Origin of the sequence: Kitasatospora sp. NPDC048407 (assembly GCF_043200475.1) — a bacterium.
In the GTDB taxonomy this organism is placed as follows: Bacteria; Actinomycetota; Actinomycetes; order Streptomycetales; family Streptomycetaceae; genus Kitasatospora.
In genome coordinates this window covers 240233-257544 of record NZ_JBICXW010000008.1, presented here as the reverse complement: position 1 = coordinate 257544, position 17312 = coordinate 240233, and the positions used below count along the sequence as shown (strand labels likewise).

Here is a 17312-nt window from a genome sequence, read left to right as displayed (position 1 = left end):
CACCTTCGCCGAGGTTGCCTTAGCAAGACCGAACTCGGCCTGCACCATCGGGCGGTGATCACCGAACCGTGCGTAAAGCCGGAGTCTCCGCGTTCGATGCGGGCAGCAAGCTCGGCAGCAACCTGCGGCCACTTCGGGCGGGTCGGGTCTGGTCGCGCCCTGGTTTCGCACCCGCCTGCTCGCGCAAGTCTCCCCGCGCCCCTGTTTTCACGCCCGCCTGCGTCCACACCCCGCCACACCTTGCGGGGCAGCCGGATAATGAGGTGTACGGGCCAAGACCTCCCGGATCCGGCGCGAACCCCATGCCCCACCACCCCGCCGACCACAACCACTACGCGGATCTCCTGCGGGTAGCAGCCATCTGCGCCGTCGTGCTGGGCCACTGGCTGCTGACCGACCTCACCTATCGCGCCGGGCGGGTGACCGGCCACGACGCCCTGGCGTATGTCGGGTGGGGGCGCTGGGTCACCCTCCTCTTCCAGGTGATGCCGGTCGTCTTCCTGGTCGGCGGCTACGCCAACGCCGCCTCCTGGACGGCGCACCGCGAGGAGTCCTGGGCGGGCTGGGTGCACCGCCGCGCGCTACGGCTGCTGTGGCCGACGGCGGTGTACGTCGGCGTGATGGCCCTCGCCGCCGCCGCGGCCTGGGCGGGTGGAGCGGACGCGGGCGAACTGGCGCAGGCCGGCTGGTACTTGGCGCTGCACCTGTGGTTCCTCCCGGTCTACCTGCTGCTGATCGTCCTGACCCCGGCGCTGCACGCCGCGCACACTCGCTGGGGGTTCGCCGTACCTGCTGCCATGGCGACCGCCGCCGCGCTGGTGGATCTCGCGATCCTGGGTCCGCGGCTGCCGGTGGTCGGGTTCGTCAACTACGTGCTGGTGTGGGGCGCCATGCACCAGTGGGGGTTCGCCTGGCACGACGGCAGCCTCACCCGGGGACACCGCCCGCTCGGGCTGGCGCTCGCGGGGACGCTTCTCCTCACCGTCCTGCTGACATGGGGCCCGTTCCCGGTGGACATGGTCGGCGCGGGCCTGCACGCCGGCAACACCACGCCGCCGTCGATCGCCCTGCTCGCTTTCGCCGCCGCCCAGTGTGGCCTCCTGCTGGCGGCCGAGCCCGCCGCGCAACGTTTCCTGGCCACCCCGGCGCGACGGGACGAGGTCACCCGCCTCAACCGGGCGGCGATGACGGTCTACCTGTGGCACCCCGTCCCGGTGCTCCTGGTCGCCGTCACCCTCTACCCGGCCGGTCTCGTCCCGCAGCCGGGCATCGGCTCCTGGCAGTGGTTCGCTCTGCGCCCGGCCTGGTTCGCCGTCCTGACCGTGCTCCTCGTCGCCCTGGTCGCCGTCCTGCAACGGGCCCAGCGCCCCCTGCTCGGCCTCACCGGCAGCACCGGGCGATCCCCAGCCCTGCTCCTCGGCGGCCTCGCCGCCGCTCTCCCCGCCCTGGCCTGGCTGGCCGTCAACGGCTTCGCCCCGTCCGGCCACCCGCCCGTCCTCGCCCTCGCGGCCTTCGCCTGCGGCTTCGCCCTGGTCCTGCGCTCCGGCCGCCGCCCTGCCCGGTCCTGAACGGCTCCGCCCCACCGCCGAAGGGGGTGGCGGTGGGGCGGAGTGGCGTCCGGGGGGAGAAAGCGTCGGGTCAGATCTTCAGGGGCGTGCTCAGAAGTGCAGGTCGGGGCTGGTCTGGTAGGTGTAGCCGCTGCCGGGCTGCCAGTAGAAGCGGGCCTCGGCCTTGTAGTCGTGGCCGGCGGTCGGGTTGGAGAGGGCCCAGGTGAAGGTGAACTGGCCGGCACGGCAGGGGAACGAGGTGTTGATCGCCTGGGTGTTGGTGGTGTAGTCCCAGATGATGACCTGCTCGGTGCAGTTGTTGCTGGCGAAGTTGGTGGTCACCGAGGTGTTGACCTGGGTCCACCCGTCGCTGATGCAGACCTTCTGGTAGTCCGGCCCGGCGCAGCCGCCGCCGACGGACGCGGATGCGGACCCGGCGCCCGTCAGTGCGATACCGCCGGCCATCGCCATCGTCGCCAGGGCCAGCGTGGCCTTGCGGAGTCCCTTGATGGACATGTGCGTCCCCTCTCTCGGACGGCCCGGCCGGGGTGACCGGGCACGTGGGAGAGATTCGTCGGCCGCGATGGACATCCGATGAGCATGGGCATGACCACCAGGCCGGACCTCACGGCAAAAGGCCCAGCAGCTCCTCGACCTCCGCCGCGTCGCCCGCCAGCTCCAGCTGCCGGTAGTGGCCCAGCGCCTGCTGGAGACAGATCCGGGCCCGGTCGGTGTGGCCCAGCCGGGTCAGCGCCTCGCCGAGGGCACGCAGCAGCCCGCCCTCCAGCAGGCCGCCGACCTGCCGGGCCTTCGGCAGTGCTTCCTCGGCGGCCCGGACGGTGGCCCGGTCGCGGCCGGCCGCCAGGTGGATGCGGGTGATCAGGCTGCCGGTGGCCGCCTCGAAGGCCAGCATGCCGAAGGAGCGGAAGCGCTCCACCACGTGTTCGGCCTGCTCCAGCGCGGGGCCGAGGTCGCCGCACAGGTGCAGTACCCGGGCCAGGTAGTACCGGCCGATGGACTCGGGGATCGAGATCTGGCGGCCGGTCAGTTCGACGCACCGTTCGGCGGCGGCGCGGGCCTGGTCGAGGCGTCCGCACTGGGCGTGGTTGAAGGCCAGTTCGCCGAGCACGAGCCCTTCGCCGCTCTCGTCGCCCTGCCGGTGGAAGAGCTCCGCCGCCTCCTCCAGGCAGAGCACCGCCTGCTCGAAGTCCCGCAGCGCGCGGGCGTTCGCGCCGAGCAGTTTCAGCGTGTCGGCTCGCAGCCGCAGCCGGTCCGGGCCGTCGCACAACGCCAGGCAGCCGCGCAGTTCCTCGCCCGCCTCCGCGTAGGAGTTGGCGTGCCAGAGCATGCCGCCGCGCACCGAGCGAGCCAGTGCCTCGGCGTCCCGTTCGCCGCGGGACATGGCGGCGGCGGCGACCTGCCCGGCCAGGTCGGCGACGGTGGTCACGTAGCCGCGGCCGAACAGGACCGAGCTCATCTTGTCCAGCAGGTCCACGGTCCGGGCCAGCGACAACCCGTCGTCGCGGCAGGCCCGTTGGATCACCGCGCGGTGCAGCGCGGTCCGCTCGCGCATCCAGGCGGTGGCCTCCTCGATGCTGGCGAAGCCGTGTCCGTCGGGGTCGCGGTGCGCCGCGTTCTCGGCGTTGCGGGCGCTCGCCACGCAGAAGTCGAGGAGCCGGGCGAACGCGGCCGTCACCGCCGCCGGGGTGTCCCCGTCGCGCTGCCGGGCGAACACCTTCAGCAGGTCGTGGAAGCCGTACCGGTCGGCGGCGGGCGACTGGAGCAGGTTGAGGTCGACCAGCGCGTCCAGCAGTTCGCGGGTCTCGGCGGGGCCGCGGTCGAGCAGCACGGCGGCGTCCGCGGGGCCGAGGTCGGGGGCGTCGGGCAGGGCGAGCAGCCGCAGGGCGCGGGCCTGTTCCTCGGTGAGCCGGGCGTAGGAGAGAGCGAGGACGGGCTCCACCGCGGCCTGTTCGTGGGTGAGTTCGCCGAGCCGGGTGCGTTCGTCGGCGAGGTTCGCGGCCAGCTCGGCCAGCGACTGCGCGGGGTCGGCGGCCAGCCGGGAGCCGGCCACCCGGACCGCGAGCGGCAGGCAGCCGCAGGCGGTGACGATCGCGGCGGCCGCCTCGGGTTCGGCGTCGATCCGGGCCCGGCCGACGACGGCGGCGAGCAGGTCGAGCGCCTCGTCCGCCGTCATCGCGTCGAGCGGCAGGTGGCGGGCGCCGGGAAGCGTGGTGAGCCAGCCGCGGCTGGTGACCAGCACCGCGCAGGTCCGGGAGCCCGGGAGCAGCGGGGCGACCTGTTCGGGGGTGGCGGCGTTGTCGAGCAGGACCAGCAGGCGACGGCCGGTGACGGTGGTGCGGAACAGCGCGGCGCGCTCGGCGAGATCGGCGGGGATGTCGCGGTCCGCGACGCCCAGCGCGGTCAGGAAGCCGGCGAGCGCCTCGCCCGGGTCGAGCGGTACGGGCTGCGCGCCGCGCAGGTCCACGTGCAGCCGTCCGTCGGGGAAGCGCGCCCGCAGGGTGTGTCCGACGTGGACGGCCAGGCTGGTCTTGCCGACGCCGCCGAGGCCGTTGATCGCCGAGATGACGACGGCGCCCGGGTCCGGGTGGGAGAGGGCGTCGGTGAGCCGGACGATGTCGGCCCGGCGGCCGGTGAAGTCCGGTAGCCGGGTGGGCAGTTGCTCGGGCACCGCGGGCGCCGGGCCGGTCGGCCGTTCGTCGGCGGCGGCAGGGCGGGCGGCGGCGGGGCGGGCGGCGGTGGCGAGGCCCGGGTCGGAGCGGAGGATGCGCCGGTGCAGCGCGTCCAGGTCCGCGCAGGTCAGCCCCTCGCCGAGGTAGAACCGCCGGGCGTCCTCGTACACCGCCCGGGCCTCCGCGGGCCGGCCCGACAGGTGGTACTCCAGCATCAACAGAGCGCGAAATCGCTCACGGAAGGGGTGGGCGAAGACCGCCTGGTCGAGCTCGACCAGGCAGGACGGGCCGCTCCCGAGTTCGACGTCCAGGCCGAGCTTGGTCTCCAGCGCGTCCAGCCGGCGCTCGGTCAGGTGGCGACGGAGTTCGGCGGCGTGCCGGCCGGGCAGTCCGGCCAGCGGCTCGCCCTCGTGCAGGGCCAGCGCGTCGGCCAGCAGGTCCCGCGCCCGGGGCCGCTCACCGGCGGCGAGCGCCTCGGCGGACCGGGTGACCAGGCGGTCGAAGGCGACGAAGTCCAGCGCCTCGGCGGGGACGTCCAGGCGGTAACCGCCGTCGACGGTGACCAGCAGGTGCCCGACCGCGTGGTTGCGGAGCTCCCGGCGCACCCGGTAGGCGTGGGTGGCGAGCACGGACTTGGGGTTGCCCGGCGGGTTGTCCTCGTCAAAGATCCCGTCCCCGAGGCGACCGGTGGTCAGCACCCGCCCGGGCGCGGCGATCAGCATGGCGAGGAACGCCTGCTGCTGACGGCGGCCGAGCGCCAGGCCCTGCCCGCCCGCCCACCCGGCGAGCGGCCCGAGCAGCCGGAACCGGATCCCAGCCTTCCCGGCCCCGTCGGCGGCGATGGCGGCTGTCTCCATGTCAGGTCTCCCCGTGAGCTCGGTGCCCCCGTGCCGTCGCGGGCGCCGGACCGGCCGGACACCCACGACGGCACGGGGTGGTGCGTGGTGGTGCGTGGTTCTGCGTGGTGCGTGGTGCGTGGTTCTGCGTGGTGCGTGGTGCGTGGTGCGTGGCGGTGCGAAGTGACGGGCCCGGCTCAGCAGTCGGTCGGCACCGGCATCACGACGTACGGGCTCTCGACCGAGCTGGGCGCGTAGATCCCGCCGTGCGTCTGCCCGGGGACGTACGTCGTGCCGGGCTGGCGCTCGAAGACGGTGCGGTTGCAGGCGTCGGTGATCAGCAGGTCACCGCTGCGCCAGAGCGTCACCCGGGCGTGCGGGTACCCGGCGGTGCCGCTCTCCCAGCACAGGCCGCCGTTCGCGTCGAGGACGACCAGGTTGCCGTCGGTGCGGATGACGGCCTTGGCGCCGCACCCGACGGTGCCGGTCGCCCAGGTCGGGTACTGGCGCGAGAAGTCGTTGTTCGGCGCGTAGTAGGCGACGAGGTTGCCGTCGGGCTGCAGGACGAGCCGCGCCGTACCGAACCCGCCCCGGTTGTCGATGTGCGCGCCGTTGTTCGTGAGCTGTTCGCCGTCCCAGATGGTGGCGGTCGGCTGGTCGTAGACGGCGTGGGCGGTGCCCTGGGCGGTCAGCACGCTCGCTGCCGCCAGTGCGACGGCGGCGAGGGTGGTTCGTACGGTGGTGCGGCTCAACGGTCCGGTCCTTTCGATGGTGCTGTCCACGACGGCCGGCCATGCCCGCAAGCTGCGTCTCCGGGCAGATGATCACGTCGCAATCGGATTCTGCGGCGCCCGGATTGACGCGCGATGAACGGTGGCGTTTACGCGTCGGCGGACAACCCGGACGGGAGCACCGCGGAGATCGGCCAGGCGGGGCGGCGCACCAGCCGCTCGGCGGCGTCCCGCAGCGCGCGGGGCAGGTGGCCGCAGGCGGCGGCGAGCGCCCGGGCGGCCTCCGGTTCGCGGTCGGTCCGCTCCCGGCCGATCATCCGGCCGAGCAGCTCCAGCGCCTCGTCCGGGGCCAGCGGCCCGACCTGGACCGAGCTCGAACTCCCCTCCCCCGCCGTCCCGTTGACGACCACGACGGCGGCGCAGCCCGGCCCGGCGGGCAGCAGCGGCCGGACATCCTCGACGCCCCCGGCGCCGTCCAGTACGACCAGGATCCGGCGGTCGGCGAGCAGCCGGAGGTACAGCGCACGGCGCTCGGGGGTGCTCGCGGGCACCGCCTGTTCCTCGACGCCCAGTGCGCGCAGGAACGGCGCCAGGTACCCGGAGGCGTCGTCCGCGCCGTGCAGGTCGGCGTACAGCTGCCCGTCCGGGTGGTCGGGGCCCGCGAGGTGGGCGGCGCGGACCGCCAGCGCGCTCTTTCCGGCGCCGGGCGGGCCGGCGACGGTGACGAGCGGCGACTGCGTCCGCCCTGGCACGGCCAACAGCTCGCTGATCCTGGCGAGTTGAGCGACCCGACCGGTGAAGTCGCCTGGATCGGGCGGCAGTTGGAAGGGCCGCAGCACCGACCGGGCGGCACCCGCCCTGAGTTCGACCGGCCCCGAGCCCGGCCCCGCGCCCAACTCCCTGACCGGCAGGTCGAGTTCGCGCAGCGCCTCGTCCCGCCGCCCGGCCAGCATCCGGCGTTCGTGTTCGGCGAAGGGGCCGGGGACGCCGTCCAGGGCGGCCGGGCCCTGCCAGAGGTCGAGCGCGGCGGTCAGCAGCTCGCGGGCACGCTGCGGCTGCCAGTTCAGGCGGGCGGTGGCGGCGTCGGCGAGCGCGGAGAGGAAGACCGTCCGATCGATGCCGGCCGGGTCGACGTCCAGGCAGTACCCCTTGCCGACGTGCCGCAGGAGGTTCCCGTCGCCGCCCAGCGCGCTGCGCAGCCGGTACATGTTGCCCGGGAGCGCCCCGGCCCGGTCGGGCGCCTCGTCCCCCTCCTCGCCCCAGACCCCGTCGATGATCTCACCGACCGTCACCGGCCGGCCCGCCTGCGCGAGGAGCACGGCGAGCACCGCCCGGTCCCGGGCCCGGTTGATGCGCAGCTCCTGGCCCGCGCGCCGGGCTGTCAGGGGGCCGAGGGTGGTGAAGTGGAGCTCCAGCGCGTCCTCCCCGAGACGATCGCCATGTTGACGTTCCGTCATGTTATCGCTCTCCGTCACGCCACCCCCGGGCCCGCATATGGCCTGGCCCGTGCCCGTGCCCGGGTACCGGCCAGGGTTCTCCACGGGCTCGACCGGCCCGCGTTCCCGGGATCGTGAGCGGTGGAGGCCGAAGGGCGGCTTCCCGCACCAGCAGAGGGAGCTGACGAATGATGGAGTTCAAGATCGAGGTTCTGGTCCTCCCGGTCTCGGACGTGGACCGGGCCAAGGACTTCTACGCCCGGATCGGGTTCCGCGAGGACGTCGACCACTCCGGCCCCGGCGGCTTCCGGGTCGTCCACTTCACCCCGCCCGGCTCGGCCGCCTCGCTGATCATCGGCAGCGGCGTGACCGACGCGGCGCCGGGCTCCGAGCGCGGCGTGCACCTGATCGTGGACGACGTGGTCGCGGCCCGCGCCGAACTGGTGGCGGCCGGGGTCGAGGTCAGCGAGGTCTTCCACGACGCGGGCGGCGTCTTCCACCACGCGGGCACCGCCGGCCGGGTGGCCGGCCCGCACCCGGAGCGGCGCTCGTACGGCTCGTTCGCCTCGTTCGCCGACCCGGACGGCAACGTCTTCGTCCTGCAGGAGGTCACCGTCCGTGGCCCGGGCCGGATCAGCCACGTGGTGCACCGCGATGCCGCCGAACTCGAGTCGGCGCTGCGCGACGCGGCCGCCGCCCACGGCAAGTACGAGGAGAAGGAGCTCGGTCACCACGACGCCGACTGGCCCGCCTGGTACGCCGCCCACATGGCCCGCGCGGCCGGTCTCGACAGCTGAGACGGCTGAAACGGAGGAATCAGGCATGACCGGGTACGGCGAGCAGGCCGAACTCACCGCGTTCGTGACATCCGCGTCCGGCGGGGCCCTCGTGCTGCGCGGGGAGGCGGGGTCCGGCCGCAGCACGCTGCTGCACCACGCCGCCGCGCTGGCCGAGCAGCAGGGCCGGGCCGTGGTCCGGGCGGCGGGCGCCGAGGTGGAGTCCGCGCTGCCCTGGGCGGGCCTGCACCAGCTGCTCCACCCGCTGCTCGGCCACCTCGCCCGTCTGGACGACCGGACCCGGGCGGTGTTCGACTCCGTCTTCGGCGGCCTGCGGAGCTGCTCGCCGCCGGTCATGCCGATGGGCATCGCCGTCCTCCGCCTGCTGGAGCTCGCCACCGAGCAGCGGCCACTGCTGCTGGTCCTCGACGACGGGCAGTGGCTGGACGAGGCCAGCGCCGACGTCTGCGGCTTCGTCGGCCGCCGACTGGCCGGCCGGCCGGTGCAGCTGCTGGTCGCGGTCCGCACCGACCTCCCGTCGCGCTTCGACGCCGCCGCCCTGCCCGAACTCCCGGTCGCCTCCCGCCCCGACGAAACCGCGCTGCTCCGGCCGGCCCCGGACGAACTGCACGCCGCCCGGGCCGCCCGCCGCGCCTGCGCCCCCGAGCCGGGCGCGCTGACCTGGCAGGAACGCCGGGTCGCCGACCTGGCGGCGGGCGGCCTGACGAACAAGCAGATCGGCGTGCGGATGCACCTGTCGCCGCGCACCGTCAGCTCGCACCTCTACCGCGTCTTCCCCAAGCTGGGCGTCACCAGCAGGGCGGCGCTGCGCGACGCGCTGAGCCGCGCCGCCGGATGACGTTCTCCCCCCCTCGGAAAGGACCGAACATGATCAGCAGGCGTACCTTCACCACCGCGGTCGGCCTCGGCCTCGGCGCCACCGCCCTCACGGGCACCGCGTCCGCCGCCGCACCCACCCCGACCGTCCCGGACATCGCCCCCGGCACCCACACCGCCTTCACCGACCTGAAGCGCGTCCAGGCCGGCGTGCTCGACATCGGCTACGCCGAACTCGGCCCCGAGCACGGCCCGGTGGCCGTCCTGCTGCACGGCTGGCCGTACGACATCCACAGCTACGTCGACGTGGCCCCGCTGCTCGCGGACGCCGGGTACCGGGTGATCGTGCCGTACCTGCGCGGCCACGGCACCACCGCGTTCCTGTCGCCGACCACGCCCCGCAACGCCCAGCAGTCCGCGATCGCGCTGGACATCCTCGCCCTGATGGACGCCCTGAAGATCCGGCAGGCGACGCTGGCCGGCTTCGACTGGGGCTCGCGGACCGCCGACATCATCGCGGCCCTCTGGCCGGAGCGGGTCCGGGCCCTGGTGTCGGTCAGCGGCTACCTGATCACCAACGTCGCGGCGCAGCGCACCCCGCTGCCGCCGAAGGCCGAACACACCTGGTGGTACCAGTACTACTTCGCCACCGACCGCGGCCGCCTCGCCATGGAGACCAAGCAGAACCGGCACGACCTGTGCCGCCTGGTCTGGGACGAGGTCTCCCCCACCTGGGACTTCGACGACGCCACTTTCGAACGCACGGCCGCCGCCTTCGAGAACCCCGACTACGCCGCCATCGTGATCCACAACTACCGCTGGCGCCTGGGCCTGGCCGACGGCGAACGCCGGTACGACCAGTACGAACAACTGCTCGCCGCCCGGCCCACCATCCCCGTACCGACCATCACCCTCGACCCCGCCCTCGACCCGTTCCTCCCCTCCACCGACGGCGCCGCCTACCGGCAGCTCTTCACCGGCCCCTACGACCACCGCGTCCTCCCGGGCATCGGCCACAACGCACCCCAGGAGGCCCCGACCGCATTCGCCCGGGCAGTCCAGGACGCCGACCGGCTGGCGGCCCACAAGTGACCGGCCCCGAGCAGGTCGCCGAGGCCCGCCGCACCCGCTTCGGCACCCTCCCCCAGCGAATCCCCTTCGCGGACATGGTCGAGGAACGCCCGGAGATGTCTACCGATCCGGCCGCCTTCGACCCCGACAGCCAGGCAATCCGGTTCTCCTGCCTGGCTGCCGATCTGGGCCTCTGACCACCCCGGCCGAAGCGGGGACGCCGTCCTACCTCAGCGACCTGAAGGCGGTGCGGAGTTCCTCGGCCAGCAGCTGCGGCTGCTCCCAGGCGGCGAAGTGGCCGCCCCGGTCGACCTCGTTCCAGTGGATGATGTTGCCGAAGGTCCGCTCGCCCCAGCTGCGCGGCGCGGGGTAGATCTCGGACGGGAAGACCGTCACCGCGACCGGCAGCTTCGGGATGGACACCGCGTTGAACGGTCCGCCGCCCGCCTGGGCGCCCTCCCAGTACAGCCGGGACGACGACGCGCCCGTGCCGGTCAGCCAGTACATCGAGATCGCGTCGAGCATCTCGTCGTACGTCAGCACCTTCTCCGGCTCGCCGCCGGAGTCCGTCCACTCCGCGAACTTGTCGTAGTAGTACGACGCCATGCCGACCGGGGAGTCGGTGAGCGAGTAGGCGATCGTCTGCGGGGTCTGGTTCATCATCGCCGCGTAGCCGAAACCGTCGCGGTAGAAGTGCAGCAGCCGGTCGTACGCCCGCTTCTCCTCGGCCGACAGGTTCGTGGGGGCCGAGTCGAAGTTGCGCACCCGGCGCAGGATGTCGTCCGGCACCGTCCCCGGCATGTTGACGTGGATGCCGAGCAGCCCCTTCGGCTGCTGGACGGCGAGCACCTCGGAGAGGATCGCGCCGTGGTCGCCGCCCTGCGAGACGTACTCCGGGTACCCGAGGCGCAGCATCAGCTCGTGGAAGGCGTGCGCGATGCGGGTGAAGTTCCACCCCGGCCCGGTCGGCCTGCCCGAGAAGCCGTAGCCGGGCAGGGTCGGCAGGACCAGGTGGAAGGCGTCCTCGGCGCGCCCGCCGTGCGCCGTGGGATTGACCAACGGGTCGATGACCTTCAGCAGTTCGACGATCGAACCGGGCCAGCCGTGCGTCATCAGCATCGGCATCGCGCCCGCGTGCGGGGAGCGGATGTGCGCGAACTGGATGTCCAGCCCGTCGATCTCGACGATGTACTGCGGCAGGTCGTTGAGGCGCCGCTCCAGCGTCCGCCAGTCGTACCCGCTGCCCCAGTACTCCATCAGCGGCCGCATCTTCGCCAGTTGCGCACCCTGGGTGCGGTTGTCGACGGTCTCACGGTCCGGCCACCGGGTCGCCCGGATCCGCCGCCGCAACTCATTGAGGTCCGCCTGCGGAACCTTGATCCGGAACGGACGGATACCCGCCCCCGGTCGCGGCGCCTCCCCGGCGCCCGTCGATCCCGCCGCCCGCCCGGTGACCGCCTGCGCCGGAGCGGACAGGGCAACCTGGCCGGCAACGACCCCGGCCGCCGCCAGACCGAGGAAACGGCGTCGGCCGGTGGTGTTTTCGTGCGCTGCCATCGAGGCCTCCTTGCATGAGAAAGAGATGTGAGGTGTTCCGCCCGCGACAGGACGGAATCAGACCGGGACCACCCGGTAGCTCAGCGCCGGCCACGGCAGGTCGAACTGGGCCAGCGAGCCGGTGGCCCACGGGTGGTCGCCGGTGCAGCCCGCGCCGGTGTACAGCACCACGGACGCGGCCCCGGAGGCGACCTGCACCGACCGGGCGGGCGCCGACAGCGTGTGGCAGGTGCCGAAGTCGTCGAGATCGACGACGGTCACCGCGCCGCTCCCGCCGCTGCCCGAGTAGAGGTGCGCACCCGGCTGCAACGGGGGCCAGCCGGCGGCCTGCGCCGATCCGGCACCGAGGCCGATCACGGCCGCGACGAGAGCCGCCGCGACGGCCGAGGCCTTGGGAGTGAACATATGAACCACCTTCCGTTCGTGGGACGTTGTTGCTGAGGGGATCAGGCCCGGTTCTCCGCCCTTCGGAGCGGGCGCGCCCTGTCCATCATTGGCGCCGAACCGCCTTTCGAAATCGGTCATTTGACCGCACATCCGCTTCCCCCGATCCGGCCCCGGGTGCGCGGCGCATTCAGTCAAATCACGGCCGCCGGCAGGGGGAGCTTTACGCTGAAGCACCAGTGGGAGTACGAGGTGACGGCCGGAGGCCGCGTGCGAACTGGCCTCAACTTGACGTTCAACCTCGCGCGTCACCGCACCCTGGTCCGATTCAGGCGATCTCGTACATCCCGGCGCCGTCGAGGTACCGCACCGTGTTGAGGTCGCGCTGGAGTACGGCGTCCACCGGGTGCTCCAGCGTGAGGGTGGCCGGGTAGCCGCGGTCGTAGGTGGTCGGGGTGATCGGGGCGCCGGGTTCGAGCAGCACGGTGAGGTCGCGGAAGCTTTCCAGCTCGCGGATCCGGTCGAGGGCCCGGTAGCGGACCAGTCGCCCGGCTGCGGGGGCGACCAGTGCGGCCCAGGCGAACGCGTGCCGTCGTTGGTACGCCCGGCCGGCCCGGGTGCGGAAGCGGTCGGGGCGGGCGTAGGCGTCGACGATCCATTCCAGTTGGCCCTCGCCCAGCAACCGGTCGGTGTAGTACGGGAGTCCGGACATCCGGGCGCCCGCCTCGATCAGCCGGGGGCCGTCCGGCGTCAGCTTGATCTCCAGGTGGGCGGCGCCGTGCCGGATGCCGAGCGCGTCCAGCACCTGGCGTCCGTACGCGGCGAGTTCGGGCACCGGCGGTTCGTCGGAGCGCAGCAGCACCTGGGCGACGACCAGGTCGCGGACTCCGTTGGCGGTGATCCGCTCGGTGCGCCAGGCGTCGGTCAGGTGGTGAACGCCCCTGCTGCTGACGGTGTTCAGGATGTACTCGGTGCCGACCAGGTACTCCTGGGCCACCACTTGCTCGATCGGCTCGCCGTGGATCGTCCCGCTGCCGCGGAGCCGGCGCAGCGCCACGACCGATTCGTCCGGCGAGTTACAGAACGACACGCCGTCGCCCCAGTAGCTGCGCAGCGGTTTGACCACCGCCACCCCGCCCAACTGCGCGTGCCAGGAGTGGAGTTCGCTCTCGTCCCCGGTGCGGAGCTGCCGCATCGCGGGGACGCCCCGGGCCCTGAGTGTCTCGATCTGTACATACTTGTCCCGGCGCGCGGCGCTCAACTCGGTGCCGTTGGTGGGCAGTCCGAGCTTCTCGGAGAGCGCGTCGGCGAGTTCCACCCCGGTCTCGCGTCCGGGCAGCACCGCGACGACCCCCTCCAGCCGCGCGGCCAAGGCGTCCAATTCACCGTCGTGGACCAGCACTTGAGCAAACCGCGCCGCATCCACCGGCTCGACACCGAACGGCAGCCCGGGCGTGCTCTGCACCTGGACGACCTCGCCGCCGACCGCCGCGAAGGCGTCGATGTGGCCGTAGGCCGGCCCGAACGCGTCGACGACTGCCACACGGAACGCGGACATTCTGCCCCCTACTGGTTGGCCGGAGCCGATGCGGACGAAAGGACTTCCCGGCGGAGTTCGAGCAGCCGGTGGACGGCGTTCGTGAGGACGTCGCGCACGCTGAACCCGGAGGTGCCGGGGTGCTCGGCGTTCAGAACCCCCCGCTCGCCGGCCTGCGCGCCGATCTCCCTGCGGGTCAGCCCGGTCCGGTCCGGGAACGCCTCCGGCAGCATGCGCCGGGTGATGCCGAGGTGCACCATGCGGAAGTCGACGAACCTGTCGATCAGTTGGACCAGCCGTTCGGCCCCGGCGCCGTCGAGCACCAGCCTGCCGTCCCGCACCGACTGCCACACGTTCATGCCCAGGCTGGAGGCGCTGCGCCACTGGGCGACGACCGGCCGGGACCAGGTCGGGAAGTAGGACATCGCCAGGTCCAGGTAGCTGCCGTACTCGGTGGTCGGCGGCAGCAGGGCCAGTTCGAGCAGCTGCACGCTGGGCATGAACGCCCCGCTCGCGCCGCGCGGACCGCCGGGGTGGCCCATGTGGAAGTGCCGGAACCGGCCGAACGCCTCCCCGGACAGCCGGCGGTAGCTCGCCATGTGCGAGGTGAACTCCGCGACGCAGCGGGCGGCGTCGTCCAGCACCGCCACCGGTTTCACGGCGTCCGGCGCGGTGATCAGCGCGCGAAGCCCGTACGCGGCGGACCTGATCCACGGCTCGGAGAGGTAGTGTCCGAGGTAGAAGTCCCGTTCCAGGGTGCCGAGTTGGCCGGGCGAGAACACCCGGATGTCACCGCAGCGCCGGTACTCCTCGCAGTTCACGTCGATCAGCAGCTCGTAGCTCAGGTGCGGATCCAGCGAGCGGAACCGCGCGCTCTGCGCGGAGATCAGCTCCGTCAACTCGCGGGGCGCGGCCAGCGGCCCGGCGGGGGCGAACCCGCCCAGCATGAACAGCAGGTCGAGCTGCGTGACGCGCGCGGCGCGCGGGTCGTCCCCGACCAGACCGAATGCCTTCACCAACTCCCGTTGCTTAAGCGCCAGTTGCCGATAGGAAAGGCCGCCACGCCCGACCTCGGCCAGGTCCCCCGGAAGGTCGTGCAGAACGTAGTCGCGAAACGGCGACGGGGACCGAACCAACGCACGAGGCGCGGATTCCACGGAACCGTTGAAGAGATCGTTGCTGTCCACTTCCACTCCTTGTCCGCAACCGAAGCAACCGAAGCAACCGAGGACGGGGGGCGGATCGGCGACCCGCCCCCCGTTCAGGTCAGGGCTTGACGCAGCGGAAGCTGCTCGCGGCGTTCGGGTCGCCGAAGGCGTAGCGGGAGACCATCGGGTACTGGCACACGTCCCGGGTGACGTTCCGCCCGTCGGCGGTGGGCAGGGTGGCGTGCAGCACGCCGGGGGCCTGCCCGCGCTCGACCCAGGCGGTCAGCGCGGCCATGTCGTCGGCGCCGTTCAGGGCGCAGTGCCCGACGCCGGGGGCCAGGAAGACCCGGTAGAAGTCGTCGACCTTCGCGCTGCCGCCCATCCGGTCCTCGACGCGCTTGCGGTAGTCGACCGTGCCCGCGGTGGGGATCACCGGGTCGGCGTCGCCGTGCCAGCTGAGCAGCTTGCCGCCGGCGTCGCGGAACGCGGACAGGTCCGCGTCGCGGGTCCCGATGGCCGGGTCGAACTCGGTGCGGGCCTTGCGGAAGATCTCCTCGAACTGCGGGTACGTCAGGTTCGCCGAGCTGAACCCGAGCTGCTTCTGCACGAAGTTGGCGACCCACTCGGCGGGGACGATGAACGGCGCGCCGGTGGTGACGCCGTCCGTGGTGGTGCTGGCGGCGAGGGGGCCGAAGTCGGCGCCGATCGGCAGCCCGTACCAGAGCCGCTTGCCGCGGCTGTCGCGCGGGCCGTCCCAGATCTTGCGGACCACCTCGGCGTCGGCGGCGCTGATCGTGTACTCCTTGCCCTCGCACACCACCTTCATGCCGATCAGGCGGCGCGGGTCGAAGTCGCAGCGGTTCGGGTCGCTGATCAGCCCGTCCGCGATGCCGTCGAGCTTGTCGCAGGCCTTCAGCGCGGCCTGGTTGAACGCGTTGAACTCGCAGGCGGTCGGGTAGGTGTGCTGCTCGTTCATCACGACCTGCGGCCACAGCGTGGCCACCTCGAACTGGTTCCAGTTGACGGCGGGGGACGCCGCGTTGATGCCGTCGAAGTCGGTCGGGTACTTCTGCGCCTCCATGTAGCCCTGGCGGCCGCCGGTGGAGCAGCCGTTGAAGTAGGAGTGGAAAGCGGTGTGGCCGTAGACGCCGTCGACGACCTGCTTGCCGACGAGCGCCATCTCGTGGACGGAGCGCGAGGCGAAGTTCTCCAGCAGCGCGGCGTTGATCCGGCCCTGCCCGTCCAGCGCCCAACTGCTGTCCAGGCCACTGGTGTCCACGCCCGCGTCGGTGGTGGCGGCGGCGTAGCCCTGCTTGACGGACGCGGCCACCGAGCCGATGTTCCCGGCGGCGTACGCGGCGCCGCCGGCCGCCTGGAAGCGACCGTTCCAGCCGGACTCCGGCAGCCAGATCTGCACCTTGGCACGGTCGTTGGCGCCCGGGTGGGTCAGCGTGACGGTCACCTCGCAGTGCGCCGGCACGTCGGGGACCACGCCGCCACCCAGCGGCGGACTGCCGGGCACCTGGAACGCGCCCGCCGGCACGGCCGTCGCCGTCACCGACTCCACCGAGGCACCCTCCGGCGCCGAGGGCTGGAACGGGGTACAGGCGAACGGTACGGAACCGGAGGCGGTCAGCGTCGCGCCGCCCGCCTGGCCGGCCGAGGCGCTCGCCGGTGCGTTGACGGCCGCGGCCGCCGCCAGCGAGAATCCTGCCGCCGCGAGCCTCAGAAGCCGTCGATTCATGTGTCTCTCCTCGAATTTCGGGAATCGCGCGAACACTGTCGCCGCCCCGCCGACTGGAACACATCAGTCATCCGACGCTCTGTGGCCATGCAGTCATCCAACCGATGCGGACGCCCGGCGCGCGGGAGACAGTGAACGCCCAAGCCCCCGAAGACCAAAGACCGAAGACCGAAGACCGAAGCCAGGAGCGTCGCCATGTCGATCACCCAGAACGGCCGCGGACGGCGGCTCGTCGCGGCCCTCGCCGCAGCCGCGGGCGTCCTCGCCCTCACCGGCGCGACAGCCGGCCCTGCGGCGGCCGACCGCGGACCGAAGCCGACCGTCGTCCTGGAGCACGGCGCGTTCGCCGACGCGTCGAGCTGGAACGGCGTCATCGCCCGCCTGCGCCACGACGGTTACCCGGTCGTCGCCGCCGCGAACCCGCTGCGCGGCCCCGCCTCCGACGCCGCCGCGCTGCGCGGCGTCATCGACCACATCGACGGCCCCGTCGTGCTGGTCGGCCACTCCTACGGCGGCTCGGTCATCAGCGCCGCCGCCGTCGGCGAACCGCGCGTCAAGGCACTGGTCTACGTCGCCGCGTTCCTGCCCGCACCGGGCGAGTCCGCCCTGCAACTGACCGGACAGTTCCCCGGATCCACCCTGGCCGGCGCCCTCGACCCGGTGCCGTACCCGCTCCCCGACGGCAGCACCGGCACCGACCTGTACATCCAACAGGGCAAGTTCCGCGCGCAGTTCGCCGCCGACGTCCCCGCCGAGAAGGCCGCACTGGCGGCCGCCACCCAGCGCCCGATCGCCCAGGCCGCGCTGACCGAACCGGCCACCGCCGCCGCCTGGCGGACCGTCCCCAGCTGGGACATCGTCACCACCCAGGACCTGAACATCCCGGCCGCCGCCCAGCGCTTCATGGCCGAACGCGCCCACGCCCGCACCACCGAGGTCGCCGCGTCCCACTCCGTCGCGGTCTCCCACCCCGACCTGGTGGCCGGCGTCATCGAAAAGGCGGCCATGAGCTGACGCT

Annotated in this window: 14 protein-coding genes and 2 pseudogenes; 7 read left to right on the top strand and 9 right to left on the bottom strand. The window is 72.9% G+C overall.

Going from position 1 to position 17312, the window contains the following annotated elements:
- Positions 1-302 precede the first annotated feature (302 nt).
- On the top strand, positions 303-1568 hold the full coding sequence (locus tag ACGFWJ_RS18065; RefSeq protein ID WP_392950484.1) for an acyltransferase: 1266 nt from the start codon (positions 303-305) through the stop codon (positions 1566-1568).
- Positions 1569-1658: 90 nt separating this feature from the next.
- On the opposite strand, the gene ACGFWJ_RS18060 is transcribed toward ACGFWJ_RS18065, so the two are convergent.
- From ACGFWJ_RS18060 to ACGFWJ_RS18045, 4 genes are all read right to left on the bottom strand, one after another.
- Positions 1659-2063: a hypothetical protein gene (locus ACGFWJ_RS18060; RefSeq protein WP_392950481.1), complete on the bottom strand. Its 405-nt coding sequence runs from the start codon at positions 2061-2063 to the stop codon at positions 1659-1661.
- Positions 2064-2172: 109 nt separating this feature from the next.
- Positions 2173-5094 carry a BTAD domain-containing putative transcriptional regulator gene (locus ACGFWJ_RS18055; protein WP_392950479.1) on the bottom strand — a complete coding sequence of 974 codons (2922 nt, stop codon included), beginning with the start codon at positions 5092-5094 and terminating at the stop codon, positions 2173-2175.
- Positions 5095-5270: 176 nt separating this feature from the next.
- Positions 5271-5825 (bottom strand): hypothetical protein, encoded by a 555-nt coding sequence (locus ACGFWJ_RS18050; protein ID WP_392950476.1) that lies wholly within the window; start codon positions 5823-5825, stop codon positions 5271-5273.
- A gap of 128 nt (positions 5826-5953) precedes the next feature.
- Positions 5954-7261 carry a BTAD domain-containing putative transcriptional regulator gene (locus tag ACGFWJ_RS18045; protein ID WP_392950473.1) on the bottom strand — a complete coding sequence of 436 codons (1308 nt, stop codon included), beginning with the start codon at positions 7259-7261 and terminating at the stop codon, positions 5954-5956.
- A 167-nt stretch (positions 7262-7428) separates the two neighbouring features.
- Between ACGFWJ_RS18045 and ACGFWJ_RS18040 the strand changes: the two genes are divergently transcribed.
- The 5 genes and pseudogenes from ACGFWJ_RS18040 (at position 7429) to ACGFWJ_RS18020 (ending at position 10121) form a co-directional block, all read left to right on the top strand.
- Positions 7429-8037, top strand: coding sequence for a VOC family protein (locus ACGFWJ_RS18040; protein ID WP_392950470.1), 609 nt, complete (start codon positions 7429-7431; stop codon positions 8035-8037).
- 25 nt (positions 8038-8062) lie between these two features.
- Positions 8063-8509: pseudogene (locus ACGFWJ_RS18035) on the top strand (ATP-binding protein); the annotation flags it as partial.
- Between the two features lie 177 nt (positions 8510-8686).
- Positions 8687-8875, top strand: a pseudogene (locus ACGFWJ_RS18030) (helix-turn-helix transcriptional regulator); the annotation flags it as partial.
- Between the two features lie 29 nt (positions 8876-8904).
- Positions 8905-9945, top strand: a complete 1041-nt coding sequence (locus ACGFWJ_RS18025) for an alpha/beta fold hydrolase (protein ID WP_392950468.1) — start codon at positions 8905-8907, stop codon at positions 9943-9945.
- Positions 9942-10121, top strand: a complete 180-nt coding sequence (locus tag ACGFWJ_RS18020) for a hypothetical protein (protein ID WP_392950466.1) — start codon at positions 9942-9944, stop codon at positions 10119-10121. The genes ACGFWJ_RS18025 and ACGFWJ_RS18020 overlap by 4 nt, the downstream gene beginning before the upstream one ends.
- Positions 10122-10149: 28 nt before the next feature.
- On the opposite strand, the gene ACGFWJ_RS18015 is transcribed toward ACGFWJ_RS18020, so the two are convergent.
- From ACGFWJ_RS18015 to ACGFWJ_RS17995, 5 genes are all read right to left on the bottom strand, one after another.
- Positions 10150-11481 carry an alpha/beta fold hydrolase gene (locus ACGFWJ_RS18015; protein WP_392950464.1) on the bottom strand — a complete coding sequence of 444 codons (1332 nt, stop codon included), beginning with the start codon at positions 11479-11481 and terminating at the stop codon, positions 10150-10152.
- A gap of 57 nt (positions 11482-11538) precedes the next feature.
- On the bottom strand, positions 11539-11886 hold the full coding sequence (locus tag ACGFWJ_RS18010) for a hypothetical protein (protein WP_392950463.1): 348 nt from the start codon (positions 11884-11886) through the stop codon (positions 11539-11541).
- Positions 11887-12193: 307 nt separating this feature from the next.
- Positions 12194-13423 carry a biotin carboxylase gene (locus ACGFWJ_RS18005; RefSeq protein WP_392950461.1) on the bottom strand — a complete coding sequence of 410 codons (1230 nt, stop codon included), beginning with the start codon at positions 13421-13423 and terminating at the stop codon, positions 12194-12196.
- A gap of 8 nt (positions 13424-13431) precedes the next feature.
- Positions 13432-14421: a hypothetical protein gene (locus tag ACGFWJ_RS18000; protein ID WP_392950459.1), complete on the bottom strand. Its 990-nt coding sequence runs from the start codon at positions 14419-14421 to the stop codon at positions 13432-13434.
- 247 nt (positions 14422-14668) lie between these two features.
- Positions 14669-16294: a tannase/feruloyl esterase family alpha/beta hydrolase gene (locus ACGFWJ_RS17995; RefSeq protein ID WP_392950457.1), complete on the bottom strand. Its 1626-nt coding sequence runs from the start codon at positions 16292-16294 to the stop codon at positions 14669-14671.
- Positions 16295-16489: 195 nt separating this feature from the next.
- Between ACGFWJ_RS17995 and ACGFWJ_RS17990 the strand changes: the two genes are divergently transcribed.
- Positions 16490-17308, top strand: coding sequence for an alpha/beta fold hydrolase (locus ACGFWJ_RS17990; protein ID WP_392950455.1), 819 nt, complete (start codon positions 16490-16492; stop codon positions 17306-17308).
- The last annotated feature ends 4 nt before the right edge of the window (positions 17309-17312 follow it).